The following is a 15,349-nucleotide window of genomic DNA, read 5'->3' as shown; positions in this document are numbered from 1 at the left end:
CTGCGTGCGGGTAAGGTGGCTGAACGTGAGTCCGCGCCCCACCGAGGAGATCTCCGGGATCTTCGACGACATGCTCCTGCACGCACGGGAGCTGCTGGCAGTCCGCAGCCCCCTCGACGCCGAGCTGATCGTCAGCGAGATCCTCGGCGCCTGGTACGGCCGCCGGACGGGCGGCGGCGACGTCGAGGAACTCGTCGGCGAGGCCCTGCTGGACCACGCGTCCGAGAAGGGCACCCCGGCCTCGCTGGCCCTGCTGGCGGGAGTCGCCTACCTCGGCACGCCCAGGCAGGCCGCGACGGCCGAGCGCAAGGCGCTCCGGCTGATCGACGAGGGCGTCGCCCGCCCGCCGTGGGCCCACAAGGTGGGGCTGATCCAGGCCGGGGAGTGCTACGTCTCCCGCGACGCCTACGGCGACCAGGACTCGGTGGTCTGCACCTACACCTACGCGGGGAGCGAGCGCCACGCCCTCGTCGTCGTGGTCGACAACAACCTCGGCGGGCGCTGGGACGTGCCCTGCGAGAGCGGCCTCGTCCGGGACGCCTGGGTCACCTCCAAGGTCGACAGGCTGCTCGACCACTGCCGCACCGAGGCGGCGGGCGAGCTCACCGAGTTCACCGAACTCACCCCGGCCCAGGCCAGGGCGCTGCTGGAACCGGCGCTCGCGCTGACCGACTCGCTGGCCGACGCCCCCGTCAGCGACACCTTCGCCTCCTACCACGCGTTCCTGCGCGCCCGGGTGCGGGCGCTCCCGCCCGGCGGTCGCAGGCCGCCGTCCCCCGTCTACAGCGCCGACCGGCGGGCCACGCTCGCCGCCCGGTTCCTGGCCTCCCGCGAGGCCGAGGAGCTGTCGGACCTGTCGGCCGCGGGCAGGTGCGTCGACCGCATCATCGACTACGGCTGCACCCGGGACTTCGGCAGGCCGCTGCGGGTCAGCCCCGTCAAGTGCGAGATGTTCCTGCTCGACTGGCTGCCCCGGAAGATCTTCCTCACCCCGCCGGAGCAGGAGGCCATGCCGCACGTGCTGGCCGCCTGGGTGCGCTGGGCGGGCCGCCGCACCGGCCTGCCCGAGGCCGGGGTCCGCGTCACCCTGGACGCCGTGTGGGACGCCACGCACAAGTTCGGCGAGGCCTACCGCGACCCGGTCACCTTCGGGCTGGACCGCACCCTGGTCGAGAAGCTCCTCCCGGACGGCGACCTGGAGGCCCTGCCCCGCCGGGCGTTCGCGCTGCCCTTCCTGACCGGCTCGCTGGCCTCGCTCGACCCGTCCGACCCGTCCGACCGGCGGGAGCTGCTGTCCTTCGAGCACCCCGGCGCCACCGAGGCCGAACTCGAGGGCTACGAACGGCTGGCGGTCCGGCTGTGGCGCGGCGACCCGCCCGACCTGTGGGAGACCGCGCAGCACCTCCTCGACCAGGGGGCCGAACGCCATCTGCTGGTGCACCGGCTGATGCTTCTCGTCGTCGAGCACGACCTCGACCGGCGGGCCCTGTGCAGAGCTCTCCGAGACCTCCGCGCCGACGGGCTCTAGACTGTGTCCTCTGCCCGCCCCGTCGTTTGCGAAGGCGCGGACGGACAGGGATCATGCGCAGGAAGACCGGGGGGCTCCCCGCTACGGAAAGTGGAGTTTCACCTTGGAGTGGTCGGAGTTCGCCCAGCGGTTCGCCCTCGAGCTCGCGAACCTCGACCGCGACACGATCCTGATCGTCCGGGAGCGTGAGGAGAGCAGGCACTACGTCCAGGCGATGCGCGAGCCCGACCGGCTGTACGCCGAGGCGGTGAGCAACAACTTCCTGGAGGGCCCGCTGCTGCTCGGCCCCTCGGACGAGGAGGTCCTCACCGAGGCCGGCTGGCTCCCGCCGACCGCCGACTGGTCGCCCGCCAACTGGTGGACCGAGCTGCCGCCCGACACCGGGCCCGCCGGGTTCGCCCTGCTCTCCGACATGATGGTGACCGCGCTGCGCGACGTCCAGGGCGTGCGTCGGCCGCTGGACCTGGTGTACGAGTCCTTCCACCGGCACGGGTCAGGGCTGATCGAGCTGACCGGCTTCGGCATCGAGCCCTCCGACCCGCAGCGGGTCGCCGACCGCAGGCCCAGCCCGATCGCCGCGCCGGTGAACGGCTCCCCGCCGGCCGCCCCGCCCTCGCTGGAGGACAGGCTCGCCGACGCGCGGACGCGCGGCGACCACCTCGGCTACTTCGACCTGCTGCTCGGCGCCGAGCTGCTGCTCCCGTCGGGCGGCACGGCGCCGGCGGAGTTCCAGACGATCCAGCGCGACGGGGTCGTCCACGTGCTGGCGTTCACCTCGGTGCAGGCGCAGGGCGCCGCCGGGTACGCCGGGCTGCACGGCAGGACGACGTTCGCCGCGCTCGCCAAGGCCTGGCCCGACCCTTCCTGGCACCTGACCATCAACCTCGACCTGCCCAGCGAGATCCAGCTGGACGCGGCGATGATCCTGCGACTGGACACCATGCACCGCACATCCGCGCAGGCCGCGCCGGTCGAGCCCGTCACCGTCCCGCCCGTCCCGCAGGTCCCGCCCGTCCCCGCGCTCTCCGCGGCCTGGGCTCCCGACCCGCTCCCGCCCGCTCCTCTCCCGCCCGCTCCGCCCGCTCCCGTGGCCGCTCCCGGCCAGGCGATCCGGCTGCCGCACGGCGCGCAGCTGTGGTCGGGTCAGGGCCTGCTCGCGGTGTTCGACGCCGTGAGCGGCCGCTGGGCTCAGGCCGGCCGGACCGACTGATCACCATGGACTGGGCGGAATTCACCGAGCGGCTGGCCCGCGAGCTGGCCGGGCTCCACCCGCAGATGGTGCTCGTGGTGCACCGCAGGGTGCAGGGCAGCCACTACGTGCAGGCGTTCCGGACCGGGGACGGCGTGCACGCCGAAGCGGTCAGCAGCGAGGTCCTCGTGGCCGACCTGCGCTTCGACCCCAGGAGCGAGGAGCGGCTCGCCGAACTGGGCTGGGACCGGCCGGAGTCGTACGGGAACTGGACGTTCGACCTGCCCTTCCACTCGCCCCCGGACGCGTTCCGGCGGCTCGCCTCGATCATGGTGATCGCGCTGCGGGACGTCCAGGGGGTGGCCCTGCCGTCCGAGCTCGTCTACGAGTCCTTCCGGGACTCCACCTTCCTCGACCTCACCGAGCTGGGCCTGGACCAGTCGGATCCGCTGCGGCCCGTGGAGAAGCACGTTCCGCCGCTGCTCTCCCCGGTGCCCCCGCCCACTCCTCCCGCCGAGCCCCCGCCGTTCGCGCCGCAGACGCAGCCCCTGCCGGAGCGGTTTCCGGCCGAGCCTCCGCTCCCGCCCGGGCCGGCCTTCGAACCCGAGCCGGAGCAGCTCCTCCAGCCTCCGCCGGCCGAACCGCCGCCACCGCCGCGGCCCGCGGGCCCTGACGTCTCGGACCCGCACGGCTACGGCCCCGACTCCTCGGGTCCGTACGGAACCGACGCCGCGCCGTCCGGCTCCTACGACTACAGCCCGGACATGTCCGGTTCCTACGGATACGGCGCGGACATGTCCGGCTCGTATGGAACCGGCGCGGGCGCGTTCGACCCGCGGGAATCCGACCCCGGCGCGTTCACGCAGGCGGAGCCCCCCTCCGTCAGGCCCACGGCCGGAGGGCTTGAGGCGTCCGGGCCCGCCGCGCTCGAGCCCGCGAGGCCCAAGCCCAACAAGACGGCGCTCCGGCTCGCCGAGGCCAAGGCCAACGGGGACAGGGAGAGCTACCTGGCGGTCCTGCTGAAGGCCGAGCTGTACGTGGCCGGAACCGTCGTCTACTCGGACGGCGTCTACGTGCGGGCGTTCACCGCTCCGCCGTCCGAGCCGCACCAGGCCACCGACCTGAAGACGCTGGCGTCCGGGTGGCCGCAGCCGCACTGGCAGCTGGCGATCGACGACGGGCATCCGGACGCGGGCTACCTCGACCCCCTCACCATCGCCAGGGTCGGCGGCGCGCCGGTCCGGCCCGTCATGCAGAAGGTGCTGCCGCACCCGCTGGTCGTGCACTACCTGGAAGGGGGATACGACCGGGTAGCCGGGTATGTCCACAGGGTGTCCGACATCCTGCCGTTCGCCACCCCCAAGCAGCTGTACTCCGCCCTCGGCCTCGGCCACGGCGGCTCCTCCTCCTTCTCCGCCGACGACGAGTCGGTGCACGTGCTGCGCTGGCACGCCCGGTTCGCCGAGGCGCTGCGCCCGCCCTACGGCGGGACGGACGAGGCGGCGATGGCGGCCGCGCCCGGCGGCTGGGTGGTCGAGCACCCGCCGTTCGACGGCACCGGGTTCGCGCCCGGCACGGGCCCCGCCGTCCCCGAGTTCAAGATCGACAGCCAGCGGCTGCCGCACGGTGCGGAGATCTACCGTTTCGACAGGTCGGGACGGCGCAGGCTGGTCGCGCTGTTCGACGCCGACGGCACCCGATGGGTGGCGGTCTGAGATGAGAGACGGCTACTACGCCCGGTGGATGGGCGAGGAGTTCCCCTGCGGCCCCGCCCACGAGGAGATCAGGCTGTACTCGGCCGACCCCAGGATGGGCTTCGTCGCCGCCGCCCCCGGCAGGTTCGTGAAGGTCGTCCCCGAAACCGAGGTCGAGGGTCTCTACTACGTGGTGACCCGCTGCCGGTGGCGCGACGAGCCGTTCCTCATCATCGGCGAGCACGAGGGCTGGCTGCGGGTGGAGTACACCGGCGGGCGCGCCCCGGTGGCCGAGGCGCTCGGGCTCGAGCACTTCGACCGCGGCGTCTACCAGGCCTGGGCGCCGGTCACCGAGGTGAGCGACGTCCGCGAGGAGGTCTACCGATGACCGACCGGCCGGTGGCCGGATCCGCCGCGGACCAGGGAAGGAGGCCCACCGTCATGGACCTGCGCACCATGGACCTCAACGCCGACCTCGGCGAGGGCTTCGGCGTCTGGCGGCTCGGCGACGACTCCGCGCTCATGTCGGTGGTCACCAGCGCCAACATCGCCTGCGGCTTCCACGCGGGGGACCCGCTCATCATCCGGCTGACCTGCCGCGCCGCGGTCGCGCACGGGGTGGCGATCGGCGCGCAGGTCTCCTACCGCGACCTGGCCGGGTTCGGGCGCCGCGCGATGGACGTGCCGTTCGACGAGCTGGCGGCCGAGATCCTCTACCAGCTGTCCGCGCTCGACGGCATCGCGCGCAGCTGCGGCGGCCGGGTCTCCTACGTCAAGCCGCACGGCGCGCTCTACAACCGCGTCGTCCACGACCGGGGGCAGGCCGCCGCGGTGGCCGAGGCGGTGCTGTCGTTCGACCCGTCGCTGCCGGTGCTGACCCTGCCGGGCTCGGTGCTGGCCGAGGTCGATGACGAGCTCCAGGTCGTCTCCGAGTGCTACGCCGACCGCGCCTACACCCCGGAGGGCACGCTGGTGCCGCGGCGCTCGCCGGTCGCCGTCGTCACCGACCCGCAGGAGGTCGCCGAACGGGCCGTCCGGATGGCGGTGGCCGGCGAGGTCGAGGCGATCGACGGGACGGTCGTCCCCGTCTCGGCCCGGTCGATCTGCGTGCACGGAGACACTCCGGGCGCGGTCGAGCTGGCCAGGTCGGTCCGGGGGGCGCTGAGCGACGCGGGCGTCCAGATCATCCCGTTCGTATGAGGGAGATCCGGCGGGCCGGCGACCGGGGGCTCCTGGTGGAGACCTCCTCCCCGCACGCGCTGCGGGCCGCGATCCTGGCCGCGGGGCTGCCCGGCGTGACCGACGTGGTGCCGGGCGAGACGACGGTGCTGGTCGTCGCGTCGGACGGGCTGGAGCTCGTCGAGCGGCGGCTGCGCTCGCTGGAGCCCGGCGAGGCCGGGCCGCCAGGCCGGGAGGTGGAGGTCCCCGTCGTCTACGACGGGGCCGACCTCGCGGAGGTCGCGGAACTGACGGGGCTGACCGTGGACGAGGTCGTCGCCCGGCACAGCGCCGCCGAGTACACCGTCGCCTATCTGGGGTTCTCCCCCGGTTTCGGCTATCTGACGGGGATCGACCCCGTGCTGCGGGTGCCGCGCCGGCGGACGCCCCGCACGTCCGTCCCGGCGGGGTCGGTGGCGATCGCGGGCCCGTACGCCGCGGTGTACCCGTCGGCGTCGCCCGGTGGTTGGCGGCTGCTGGGCCGCACCGATCTGGTGCTGTGGGACGTGCGCCGCGACCCGCCCTCGCTGCTGGGCCCCGGCGACAGGGTGCGGTTCTCCCCCAGCCGGTGATCTTCTCCGGCCGGACGGTGACGCGCCCGGCGGGAAATGTCGGCGGAGTGGCGTAGCGTCACGGGCATGCGGAACCTCACCTGGCCGCAGGTGCTGGCCTGGCGGATGCGCCGGCAGTTCCTGCTCGAACCCGAGGAGCACGGCGATCCGGTCGTGATCACCCGTCGGCTGGCGGGGGTGCAGGCCCAGGTGGCCTCCGCCGCCGCGCAGGCCCTGGTGGTGCGCGGCGCGGCCCCGCCCGGCGAGGCGGGGAGGAACGGCCCGACCGAATCGGGGCTGGTCAGGACGTGGGCGATGCGCGGCACCCTGCACCTGCTCCCCCGTGACGACGCTCCCGCCTACCTCGCGTTGTGCGCCACCGTCCGCAACTGGGAGAAGCCCAGCTGGACGAAGGCCTTCGGCGCCACCCCCGCCGACCTGGAGGCGATCGCCGAAGCCGCCCGCGAGGTCCTCGACGGCGCCGCGCTCACCCGCGAGGAGCTCGCCGAGGCCGTCCTGGAGCGCACCGGCTCCGAGCACCTGCGCCAGGCGCTCGGCTCCGGTTGGGGCACCCTGCTCAAACCGCTCGCCTGGTGGGGCGTGCTCTGCCACGGGCCCTCCCGCGGCGGCAAGGTCACCTTCACCTCTCCCGGCCTCGGCGAGTTCCCCGCGGTGGAGGAGGCCGCACGGGTGGTGCTGCGCGCCTACCTGGGCGCGCACGGTCCGGCGACCCCGCTCATGTTCGACAACTGGCTCATGCGCAGGACCAGCAGGAAGTCCGACGTCAGGCGCTGGTTCGCCGCCTTGGACGACGAGCTGTCCGCGGTGGACGTGGAGGGCGAGGAGATGTACGCCCTCACCTCGGAGCTGGACGGGCTGCTGGAGACGGCGCCCACCTCCGCGGTCCGCCTTCTCGGCCCCTTCGACCAGTACGTCCTGGGCGCCGGCACCGACGCGGCCCGTCTCATCCCTCCCGGCCGCAGGCCCGAGGTCAGCCGCGCCGCGGGCTGGATCGCCCCGGTCGTCCTCCACCAGGGCCGTGTCGCGGGCACCTGGGATCCGCAGACCGGCGAGACCTCCCTGTGGGAGGAGGTGCCGGCCCTCCTCCTGCGAGACGAACTGGAGCGCTGGAAGCGTCTCGCCTGACTTCCGCCGGGCGGACGCGTCCGCCGTCATGGAGCCGCGCGGCCGGAAAGCGGAGTCGGCGCCCGGTCTCCTCGGCGAGGCGGGTGCTGGGAGCACCTCGGCCGGTCGTGGTCAGGCGAGGCGGAAGCGGACGTGGTCGCCGGGTCTGAGCTGGGCCGCCAGGGGGAGGTCCGGGGTGGTGACGACGGCGAGGACGGGGTAGCCGCCGGTGGTGGGGTGGTCGGCGAGGAAGAGGATGGGCTGGCCGCTGGGAGGCAGCTGCAGGGCCCCGGTGACCATGCCCTCGCTGGGCAGCTCGCCTTCGCGGGCCCGGGTGAGGGCGGGCCCGGACAGCCGGACGCCGACGCGGTTGCTCTGGGCGGTCACCTCATAGGGGGAGCCCGTCAGCAGGGCCAGGGCGCCGGGGGCGAACCAGTCGTCGCGGGGGCCGGGGACGACGCGCAGGACGGGGTCGGCGGGCGGCCCGGGGACGGCGGCGACGTCCACTCCGGGGAAGTCCCCCGCGGGTTCGCCCACGGGGAGCCGGGCGCCGGGGGCCAGCGGGGGCGGGCCGAGGCCCGAGAGCAGGTCGGTCGCGCGGCTGCCCAGCACGGGTTCGACGGCGACGCCGCCCCGGACGGCCAGGTAGCTGCGCAGGCCGGGCGGCGGGACGCCGACGTCGACGGTCGCGCCCGCCGCGACGAAGCAGGGGGCGTTCACCGGGCTCGGGCGCCCGTCCAGCGTCCAGGGGGCGGGGGCGCCGGTCAGCGCGATCCAGGACGGGCGGGTGAAGCGCAGGCTCGCGCCGCCGAAGGTCAGTTCCAGCGCGGCGGCGTCCTCGGGGTTGCCGACCAGCCGGTTGGCGAGGGTGAGGCTCGCCGCGTCGGCGGCCCCCGACACCGGTACGCCCAGCGCCGCCAGCCCGGGGCGTCCCAGGTCCTGGACGGTGGTCAGCGGACCGGAGCGCAGCACCTCGATCATGGCTCGAGACTAACGGTCAGCCCGTCCCGTCGGTGTGGATGTCGGGCTGGGTCAGCGTGACCAGGTCGTCGGTGGTCGGGTCGGCCAGCGAGGAGACCCGCACGTCCCGGGCGGTGCACGCGCGCTCGTAGACGCTCCGGGCGAACCGGGCGTTGCCCAGGCCGTCGATCGCGCCGCGGCCGCACGCGCGCTGGAAGAGCAGCGCCAGGTCGTCCAGCGCGTCGTCGTCCCAGCGGTCGCCGTGCTCGGCGGCGATCGCGACGGCGATCCGCAGCAGCTCGTCCGGCCCGTAGGAGGGGAAGGGGATCCGGGTGTCGAAGCGGGACGCGAGCCCGGGGTTGACGGCCAGCAGCCGTTCCATGTCGGCCGGATACCCGGCGAGGATGACCACCAGCCTGTCCCGGTCGTCCTCGGCCCGCTTCAGAAGGGTCTGGACGGCCTCCTGCCCGAACGCGTCGCCGCCGGAGTAGCCGGTGCCGACCAGGCTGTAGGCCTCGTCGATGAACAGCACCCCGCCGAGCGCGGAGTCGATGACCTTGTTGGTCTTGATGGCGGTCGCGCCCAGGTGCTCGCCGACCAGGTCGACCCGGGAGACCTCGACGACGTCGGGCCGGGCCAGCAGGCCCAGCGCGGCGAAGATCCGGCCGAGGACCCGGGCCACCGTGGTCTTGCCGGTGCCGGGCGGGCCGGTGAAGACGAAGTGCCGCATCGGCGGCTGGGCGGGCAGTCCCTGCGCGGTGCGCAGCCGCCGGACCTGGAGCTGCGCGGTGATCTCGCGGACCTGCCTCTTGACCGGGGCCAGGCCGATCATCGCCTCCAGCGAGGCCAGCGCCTCCTCCAGCGTGGGGGTCTCGGCGTATCCGCGGTAGCGGGCGGTGAGCTCCTCGTAGGCGGTCCGCGTGTCGGCGGCGCGGACCGTCACCAGCTCCGTCGCCGACGGGTGCGCGCTCCGGGAGACCACCCGCAGGTCGCGGGCCCGCGCGGCGCTCTCGGCCAGCGAGCGCACGAACCGCCCGTTGCCGAGCTGGTCGACGATGCCGCGCCGGTAGATCTCCTCGAAGCGGGACTCCAGGTAGGTCCGGGCGTCGTCGGACAGGACGTCGCCCCGGGACTCGACGTTCGCCCGGCAGATCTCCAGCAGTTCGGACGGCCGGTAGCCGGGGAAGAGGATCCGGGTGCCGAAGCGGGAGGCGAGCCCGGGGTTGGAGTCCAGGAGCTCCTCCATCTCCGCCTCGTATCCGGCGAGGATGATCACCAGCCGGTCGCGGTCGTCCTCGGCGCGTTTCAGCAGGGCCTGCACCGCCTCGTTGCCGAAGCGGTCGGGCTGGCCGTCGCCGGTGTTGACCAGCGAGTACGCCTCGTCGACGAACAGGACGCCGCCGAGCGCGGAGTCGATCACCTGGTTGGTCTTGATCGCGGTCGCGCCGAGGTACTCCCCCACCAGGTCGGCGCGGTGCACCTCGACGACCCGGGCGGAGGGCAGCAGCCCGAACGCGTAGAAGATCTTGGCCAGGGTGCGGGCGACCGTGGTCTTACCGGTGCCGGCCGGCCCGGTGAACACCAGGTGCCGCAGGGGCTTCTCGATCGGCACCCCCGCCTCGGCCCGCAGGTGCGCGGCCTCGATCGAGGCCGCGATCGAGCGGACCTGCTGCTTGACCGGGGCGAGCCCGATCATGCCCTCCAGTTCGGCCAGCGCGGCGGCCACCGACGGCGGAGGCTCGGGTTCCGGCTCGGGTTCGGGCTCCGCCGGGGGCCGGGGCTCCTGGCGGGGGGCCGGGGCGGGCACGGGCGCGGCGGCGGGCGGCCCGGCGGGCACGGCCGTCTCCTCCACCCAGCCCGAGTCGTAGGCGTCGGCGGCGGTCATCCGCCTCGCCTGGTCCCACCGGTAGGCCAGGACGAGCAGGGCCGCCGTCCAGGCGGGCGCGACGTGCAGCCGCGGCGCGGGCTGGGCCAGCACCGCCGTCGCCAGTCCCGCGACGCCCAGCGCCCACAGCGCGCTGCGCCAGGGGACGTACCCCCGCAGGTACAGGGAGGCCAGCGCGACGAACGGGCCCAGGAGCGCGAGGAAGGAGACGTGGTAGCCGGGCTCGGGGAACAGTCGGGCGAGCGGGACCGTCACGGCGAGCCAGCAGGCTGTCACCGCGAGGACGGCGATCCCCGCCGGGGAGCGGAACGTCAGATCGACCACCACCAGCAGCAGGAGGGCGCCGGCCAGAACAGACCCCACCGGCAGCCCGGCCACCACCGCGCCGGTGAGGGTGAGCGCCAGCAAGAAGAGCCCAGCAAGTCGCCTTATTCCAGAATGAATCTGAAAATATATGGCTCGAGTGCGCTCGAAAAGCTCCCGCGCCGCACATGTCGGCGGCCGGTTCTTCGGGCGTCCCGACGCTTCCATCTTGAAGGAAAAGACTGACCGGTGAAGGCCGCCGCGTCCAGGGTCCGGCCCGGATCGACAGGTGAAATTCCGGAATCGGGAACCTCACAGCAGGCTCAGTTGGCCCTCTCCGGCGAGCGGGTCGCGATGCCTGCGCAGATGCCGCCAGCGGGGAAGATCGTCCAGGTAGGACCAGGAGAGGCGGTGGTGTTCGGTGGGGCCGAGCCGCTCCAGCGCCGCCTGGTGGCGGGGCGAGGGGTACCCGGCGCATTCGGCGAACCCGTATTCGTCGCAGCCCGTGAGATCCGCCATCAGGCGATCGCGGTGGACCTTCGCCAGAACGGACGCCGCGGCGACCGAGACGGAAGTGCGATCGGCCTTGATCTCGGTGCGCACCCGCCAGGGAGAACCGAGGAAATCGTGCTTTCCATCGAGAATGATCACATCCGGCGGCTCGGGCAGCGCTTTCAGCGCCCGAACCGCCGCCAGCCGCAGCGCCCCCGTCATGCCCAGCTCGTCGATCTCCGCCGCGCTCGCCTCCCCCAGCGCGTGGGAGCTCAGCCAGTCGGGCAGCACCTCGGCGAACGCCTCCCGGTGGGCGGCGCTCAGCAGCTTGGAGTCGGTGAGGCGGACCGGCCCGCGACGGCGTTCCAGCTCGGGGGGCGGGCTGAAGTCGGTGACCGCCGCGCACACCGTGACCGGACCGGCCCAGGCGCCCCGGCCGACCTCGTCCACCCCGGCGATCCGGACGGCTCCGGCGGCCCGCAACCTGTCCTCGAGTTCGTATCCCGCATGACCGGCGGGTCCCGGAACGGCAGCCATGGAAGGCAAGTTACTTGCCGCGGCTGACCGTCCAGCGGAAACCCCAGTCATAGGCCTCGTCCGCCAGCTGTTTGCTGCCCTTGCGCCCCTCGTTGGCGAAGTAGCGGGCCTCGCGGGTGACGACCAGCTCACCACCGACGTTGTCGATCCTGGCGATCACGGCGGTCCGGGCGCCGGGCACGTCGCACTCGTCGAGGAACATCTCGATCGGCGCGCCCTGCTGCGGATAGAGGGTCGCGACGGCGTTCAGGCCCGCGAAGCTGTCGGCCCCCTCGTAGATCGTGGCCAGCACCAGCACCCGCCGGAACTCCCCGCCGCGGTCGAGGTTGATGGTGAGGTTCTCGCCCTCGGCGCGGGCGCCCGTCCGGTCGTCGGCGTCCAGCAGCAGGTAAGGGGGCTTGTCGAGAGCGCCGAAGCTCTTGGCCAGCGGGTCGATCATGCCCTTCCGGCCGTCCTGGAGCTCCCACATGCAGCACAGGTCGAGGTCGAGGTGCTTGGTGACGCCCAGGGAGGCGAAGAGGCCCTTCTTCGGGGCGCTCGTTCCCTGGACCGTCCAGTTGAGGTTCACCCGCATCACGCCGGAAGTCGCGCCTCGTTTGGTGAGCGACACCGAAGGGGCCTGCTTGGTCAGGGTGAGTTTCTGCAGGCTGACCGCGGGAGCGGACGGAGGCGGGGGCGGCGTCGCCGGCGCGTCCTCCACGGTGATGCCGAAGTCGGTGGCCAGCCCGGCCAGGCCGCTGTCGTAGCCCTGGCCGACGGCCCGGAACTTCCAGGTGCCCTGCCGCCGGTAGAGCTCGCCCAGCACGAAGGCCGTCTCGGTGGTCGCGTCGGACGGGTCGAAGCGGGCGATCTCCGCGCCGCCGCCCGCGTCCAGCACCCGGATGTTCAGGTCCCGGTACTGGCCGAAGGCGCCGCCGTCGACCGAGGCCACGACGGCGATCGTGTCGATCTGGGGCTCGACCGCCGCGAGGTCGACCGACAGGGCGTCCACCACCTCCCCGCCGGGCGTCCGCCGCTTGCCCTCGTGCCGGACGGCTCCGGACGGGTGCGACGGCTGGTTGTAGAAGACCATGTCGTCGTCGCCGCGGACCCGTCCTCCGGCCAGCAGAAGGGCGGTGGCGTCGGCGTCGGGCCCCGTCGTCCAGCTCAGTTCCACGCGGACCGAGGTCGCGGGGACGGGGACGTTGGCTCCTTTGGGCAGCTGCATCGCGGGCTCCAGTGGCGGGGGCGGGGTCACGTCGGGCTGGGGAGCGAAAAGGACAGGGGGCGCGGACACCCACGCCCCCCACTGTCGAGCCCGGAACCGAAGCGCGCCATGCACGATCCCGCGCCTTCACGGTGAATCATACGGCTTATCATTCCCGAGCCCCTGTAACGACACTCTCCGCCGGAGCGATCTCTGTGATGCGGGACATCTTGAAAGTAACTGGTTACTTATGTAACCGTAGGCGAGATCCCGACGGCGCACCCACCCCGCGCATGAAGTGAGGCCCCCCATGACGAGCGCAGTGGCTCCCACTCCCCCCGAACAGCGCAAGACCTTCCAGGACGAGCCCATCCCGAAGGTGGCCCGGGACACCCTGAACTGGTTCTCGATCGCCCTCGCCATGTCCAACGTCCTCATGCAGCTCTCCAACATCAAGGTCGGCTACGGGGTGGCCGAGAGCAAGGTCGAGAGCGGCCGGCTCGACAAGCACCCGATCAAGCGTGGACGCACCACCCTGACCTTCCTGGCGATCGCCAGCAACGGGACGGCGGCCGAGCGCGAGTACCTGCGCAAGGAGGTCAACCGCGCGCACCGCCAGGTCCACTCCGCCCCCGGCGCGCCGGTCAGGTACAACGCCTTCTCCCCCGACCTCCAGCTGTGGGTCGCCGCCTGCCTCTACAAGGGCGCCGTGGACCTGGCCGAGGCGCTGGACCTCCCGCTGAGCCGGCAGGACTGGGAGGACTTCTACCACCACTCCGCCCGGTTCGCCACGACCCTCCAGGTCCCCCAGGAGATGTGGCCGGCCGACCGCGAGGCCTTCGAGGAGTACTGGAACGATTCAGTCAAGAAGCTCGAGCTCGACGACTACGCCCGCGAGTTCCTGCACGACCTCGCGAACATGGCCTTCCTCCCCACTCCTCTCCGCCAGACCGTGGGCCCCGTCATCTTCTTCCTGAGCGCCGGCTTCCTCCCCCAGGAGTTCCGCGACCTGCTCGGCATGAAGTGGAACCGCCGTCAGCAGTTCCTCCTCAACCGCGTCGTCCGCACCGCCGCCGCCGTCAACCGCTTCATGCCGGCCGTCCTCCGCGAGTTCCCCTTCAACCTCTTCCTGTGGGACTTCCGCCGCCGCATGCGCAGAGGCCTCCCCGTCGTCTGACCCGTCCCTCACGCCGGGAGGGGCCGGGTCGCCCCGGTTCCCCCCGGCCGCCGCAGGAACACCGCGAGCAGGACGGCGGCCGCGACGCAGACCGCCGTGTTCACCGCCACCGCGGTGCTGACCCCGCTCAGCACGGTGTGCGCGGCCTGGTCTCCCAGGGCGTGGATCCGCGCGGTGGCGATCGCCGACATCACCGGGATGCCCATCGTGATGCCCACCTGCTGGCTCATCGTCGCCAGGCCCGTGGCCAGGCCCTGCTCGTCGTCGGGCAGCCCGGACGTCGCGGTGACCATGAAGCCGACGATCACCACCAGATTGGCGACCCCTCCGGTGAACGTCGCGACCAGCAGCACGGCGATCCACCAGGGGCGGTCGCCGAGGAAGACCAGCGGGAGGGTCGCCGCCGCCTGGACCAGGAAACCGCCCACGAGGGCGTTCCTCCCGCCGAACGCGGCGATGGCCTTGGGGCCGAGGATTCCGCCGAGGACGGTGCCGGCGCCGAGGACCGCGAAGGACAGGCCCGCCGCCAGCGGGGAGTAGCCCAGGACCTCCTGCAGGTAGAGGGTCAGCAGGAACACCAGCGAAGTCTCGGTCGCGAAGGCCAGCATCCCCGCGAGGTTGCCCCATCTGACGGTCCGGCGGCGGAGCACCCGCACCGGGACCAGCGGCTGCGCCACCCGCTTCTCGATCTGCCAGAACGCCGCCAGGAGCACCGCGCCGGCGAGGAGCGCACCGTAGGCGTGCGGGCTGCCCCAGCTCCTCTCCCCCGCCTGGGTAAGCCCGTACACCAGCGCCAGCAGGGCCGCGGTGACCGTCACCGCCCCGGGCAGGTCCAGGCCGGTCCGCCGTTCCGGCCTGCTCTCGGCGAGCACCGCGGGGCCGACCGCCAGGACGGCGACCGCGACCGCGACGTTGATGAAGAACGCCCACCGCCAGCTCAGCAGGTCGGCGAGCACCCCACCGAGAACGGCGCCCGTCGTGAACCCCGCCGCCATCAGCGCGCCGTTCAGGCCCAGCACCCTGTCCCGCACCGGGCCTTCCGGGAACGAGGTCGTCATCAGCGACAGCGCCGCGGGTGTCACCGCGGCGGTCGCCAGTCCCTGCGCGACCCGGGCGACCAGCAGCACCCAGGGCGTGTCGGCCAGCCCTCCGGCCAGAGAGGAGAGGCCGAGGAGGAGGATGCCCGCCAGGAACAGTCGGCGTCGGCCGAACAGGTCCGCGACCCGCCCGAACAGGAGCGTGAACCCCGCGGCGCACAGCGCGAAGGACGTCGAGATCCACTGCAGGTTCCCCAGGGAGAACCCGACGTCGGCGCCGATGGCGGGCAGCGCGACGTTGAGAAGGGAGAAGTCGACGGCCAGGGTGAAGTTGGCCGTCAGCAGCACGCCCAAGGCCAGGCGTTCACGGCCGCCGACGGCGGGTCGTTCCAGAGTCGTCATGTCAGACGGTCCTTTCCAGAGTCGGAGGGGGACGCCTCATGTCGTCCCGCTCCGACTCTGGAAGA

12 protein-coding genes and 1 pseudogene are annotated in these 15,349 nt (G+C 73.1%); 8 read left to right on the top strand and 5 right to left on the bottom strand.

The window, feature by feature from the left end; genetic code table 11:
• Positions 1-25: 25 nt before the first annotated feature.
• From ABD327_RS21715 to ABD327_RS21685, 7 genes are all read left to right on the top strand, one after another.
• Positions 26-1,528: a hypothetical protein gene (locus ABD327_RS21715; protein WP_344452416.1), complete on the top strand. Its 1,503-nt coding sequence runs from the start codon at positions 26-28 to the stop codon at positions 1,526-1,528.
• Positions 1,529-1,631: 103 nt separating this feature from the next.
• Entirely contained in the window at positions 1,632-2,738 is a 1,107-nt protein-coding gene (locus ABD327_RS21710; protein WP_344452415.1) for a TY-Chap domain-containing protein, read from the top strand.
• Between the two features lie 5 nt (positions 2,739-2,743).
• Complete coding sequence (locus tag ABD327_RS21705; RefSeq protein WP_344452413.1) at positions 2,744-4,432, top strand: TY-Chap domain-containing protein; 1,689 nt, start codon at positions 2,744-2,746, stop codon at positions 4,430-4,432.
• Position 4,433: 1 nt separating this feature from the next.
• On the top strand, positions 4,434-4,799 hold the full coding sequence (locus ABD327_RS21700) for a hypothetical protein (RefSeq protein WP_344452412.1): 366 nt from the start codon (positions 4,434-4,436) through the stop codon (positions 4,797-4,799).
• A gap of 68 nt (positions 4,800-4,867) precedes the next feature.
• Complete coding sequence (locus ABD327_RS21695; RefSeq protein WP_425547177.1) at positions 4,868-5,611, top strand: LamB/YcsF family protein; 744 nt, start codon at positions 4,868-4,870, stop codon at positions 5,609-5,611.
• Positions 5,608-6,201 (top strand): 5-oxoprolinase subunit PxpB, encoded by a 594-nt coding sequence (pxpB, locus tag ABD327_RS21690; RefSeq protein ID WP_344452411.1) that lies wholly within the window; start codon positions 5,608-5,610, stop codon positions 6,199-6,201. The genes ABD327_RS21695 and pxpB overlap by 4 nt, the downstream gene beginning before the upstream one ends.
• A gap of 66 nt (positions 6,202-6,267) precedes the next feature.
• A complete protein-coding gene (locus ABD327_RS21685; RefSeq protein ID WP_344452410.1) occupies positions 6,268-7,326 on the top strand; it encodes a winged helix DNA-binding domain-containing protein in 1,059 nt (352 codons plus the stop codon).
• Positions 7,327-7,437: 111 nt separating this feature from the next.
• On the opposite strand, the gene ABD327_RS21680 is transcribed toward ABD327_RS21685, so the two are convergent.
• From ABD327_RS21680 to ABD327_RS37490, 4 genes and pseudogenes are all read right to left on the bottom strand, one after another.
• On the bottom strand, positions 7,438-8,286 hold the full coding sequence (locus ABD327_RS21680) for a 5-oxoprolinase subunit C family protein (protein WP_344452409.1): 849 nt from the start codon (positions 8,284-8,286) through the stop codon (positions 7,438-7,440).
• A gap of 16 nt (positions 8,287-8,302) precedes the next feature.
• Positions 8,303-10,681 carry an AAA family ATPase gene (locus tag ABD327_RS21675; protein WP_425547172.1) on the bottom strand — a complete coding sequence of 793 codons (2,379 nt, stop codon included), beginning with the start codon at positions 10,679-10,681 and terminating at the stop codon, positions 8,303-8,305.
• Positions 10,682-10,765: 84 nt separating this feature from the next.
• On the bottom strand, positions 10,766-11,482 hold the full coding sequence (locus ABD327_RS21670) for a ribonuclease HII (RefSeq protein WP_344452407.1): 717 nt from the start codon (positions 11,480-11,482) through the stop codon (positions 10,766-10,768).
• Positions 11,483-12,179: 697 nt separating this feature from the next.
• Positions 12,180-12,689 (bottom strand): annotated as a pseudogene (locus ABD327_RS37490) (TerD family protein); the annotation flags it as partial.
• Positions 12,690-12,978: 289 nt separating this feature from the next.
• Here ABD327_RS37490 and ABD327_RS21660 point away from each other — a divergent pair.
• Positions 12,979-13,845, top strand: a complete 867-nt coding sequence (locus tag ABD327_RS21660; RefSeq protein WP_344452405.1) for an oxygenase MpaB family protein — start codon at positions 12,979-12,981, stop codon at positions 13,843-13,845.
• A gap of 8 nt (positions 13,846-13,853) precedes the next feature.
• Here the strand turns inward: ABD327_RS21660 and ABD327_RS21655 are convergent, their stop codons facing one another.
• Entirely contained in the window at positions 13,854-15,284 is a 1,431-nt protein-coding gene (locus tag ABD327_RS21655) for an MFS transporter (protein ID WP_344452404.1), read from the bottom strand.
• Positions 15,285-15,349: the final 65 nt, after the last annotated feature.

Origin of the sequence: Actinocorallia aurantiaca, assembly GCF_039533685.1 — a bacterium.
Lineage (GTDB): Bacteria > Actinomycetota > Actinomycetes > Streptosporangiales > Streptosporangiaceae > Actinocorallia > Actinocorallia aurantiaca.
This window is presented reverse-complemented; position numbering and strand designations above follow the sequence as displayed.

What these genes read in the sequence shown, in the direction of transcription:
- ABD327_RS21705 (WP_344452413.1), top strand. Translation starts at nt 2,744, where the DNA reads ATGGACTGGGCGGAATTCACCGAGCGGCTGGCCCGCGAGCTGGCCGGG.
- ABD327_RS21700 (WP_344452412.1), top strand. Translation starts at nt 4,434, where the DNA reads ATGAGAGACGGCTACTACGCCCGGTGGATGGGCGAGGAGTTCCCCTGC.
- ABD327_RS21695 (WP_425547177.1), top strand. Translation starts at nt 4,868, where the DNA reads ATGGACCTCAACGCCGACCTCGGCGAGGGCTTCGGCGTCTGGCGGCTC.
- pxpB (WP_344452411.1), top strand. Translation starts at nt 5,608, where the DNA reads ATGAGGGAGATCCGGCGGGCCGGCGACCGGGGGCTCCTGGTGGAGACC.
- ABD327_RS21685 (WP_344452410.1), top strand. Translation starts at nt 6,268, where the DNA reads ATGCGGAACCTCACCTGGCCGCAGGTGCTGGCCTGGCGGATGCGCCGG.
- ABD327_RS21680 (WP_344452409.1), bottom strand. Translation starts at nt 8,286, where the DNA reads ATGATCGAGGTGCTGCGCTCCGGTCCGCTGACCACCGTCCAGGACCTG.
- ABD327_RS21675 (WP_425547172.1), bottom strand. Translation starts at nt 10,681, where the DNA reads ATGGAAGCGTCGGGACGCCCGAAGAACCGGCCGCCGACATGTGCGGCG.
- ABD327_RS21670 (WP_344452407.1), bottom strand. Translation starts at nt 11,482, where the DNA reads ATGGCTGCCGTTCCGGGACCCGCCGGTCATGCGGGATACGAACTCGAG.
- ABD327_RS21660 (WP_344452405.1), top strand. Translation starts at nt 12,979, where the DNA reads ATGACGAGCGCAGTGGCTCCCACTCCCCCCGAACAGCGCAAGACCTTC.
- ABD327_RS21655 (WP_344452404.1), bottom strand. Translation starts at nt 15,284, where the DNA reads ATGACGACTCTGGAACGACCCGCCGTCGGCGGCCGTGAACGCCTGGCC.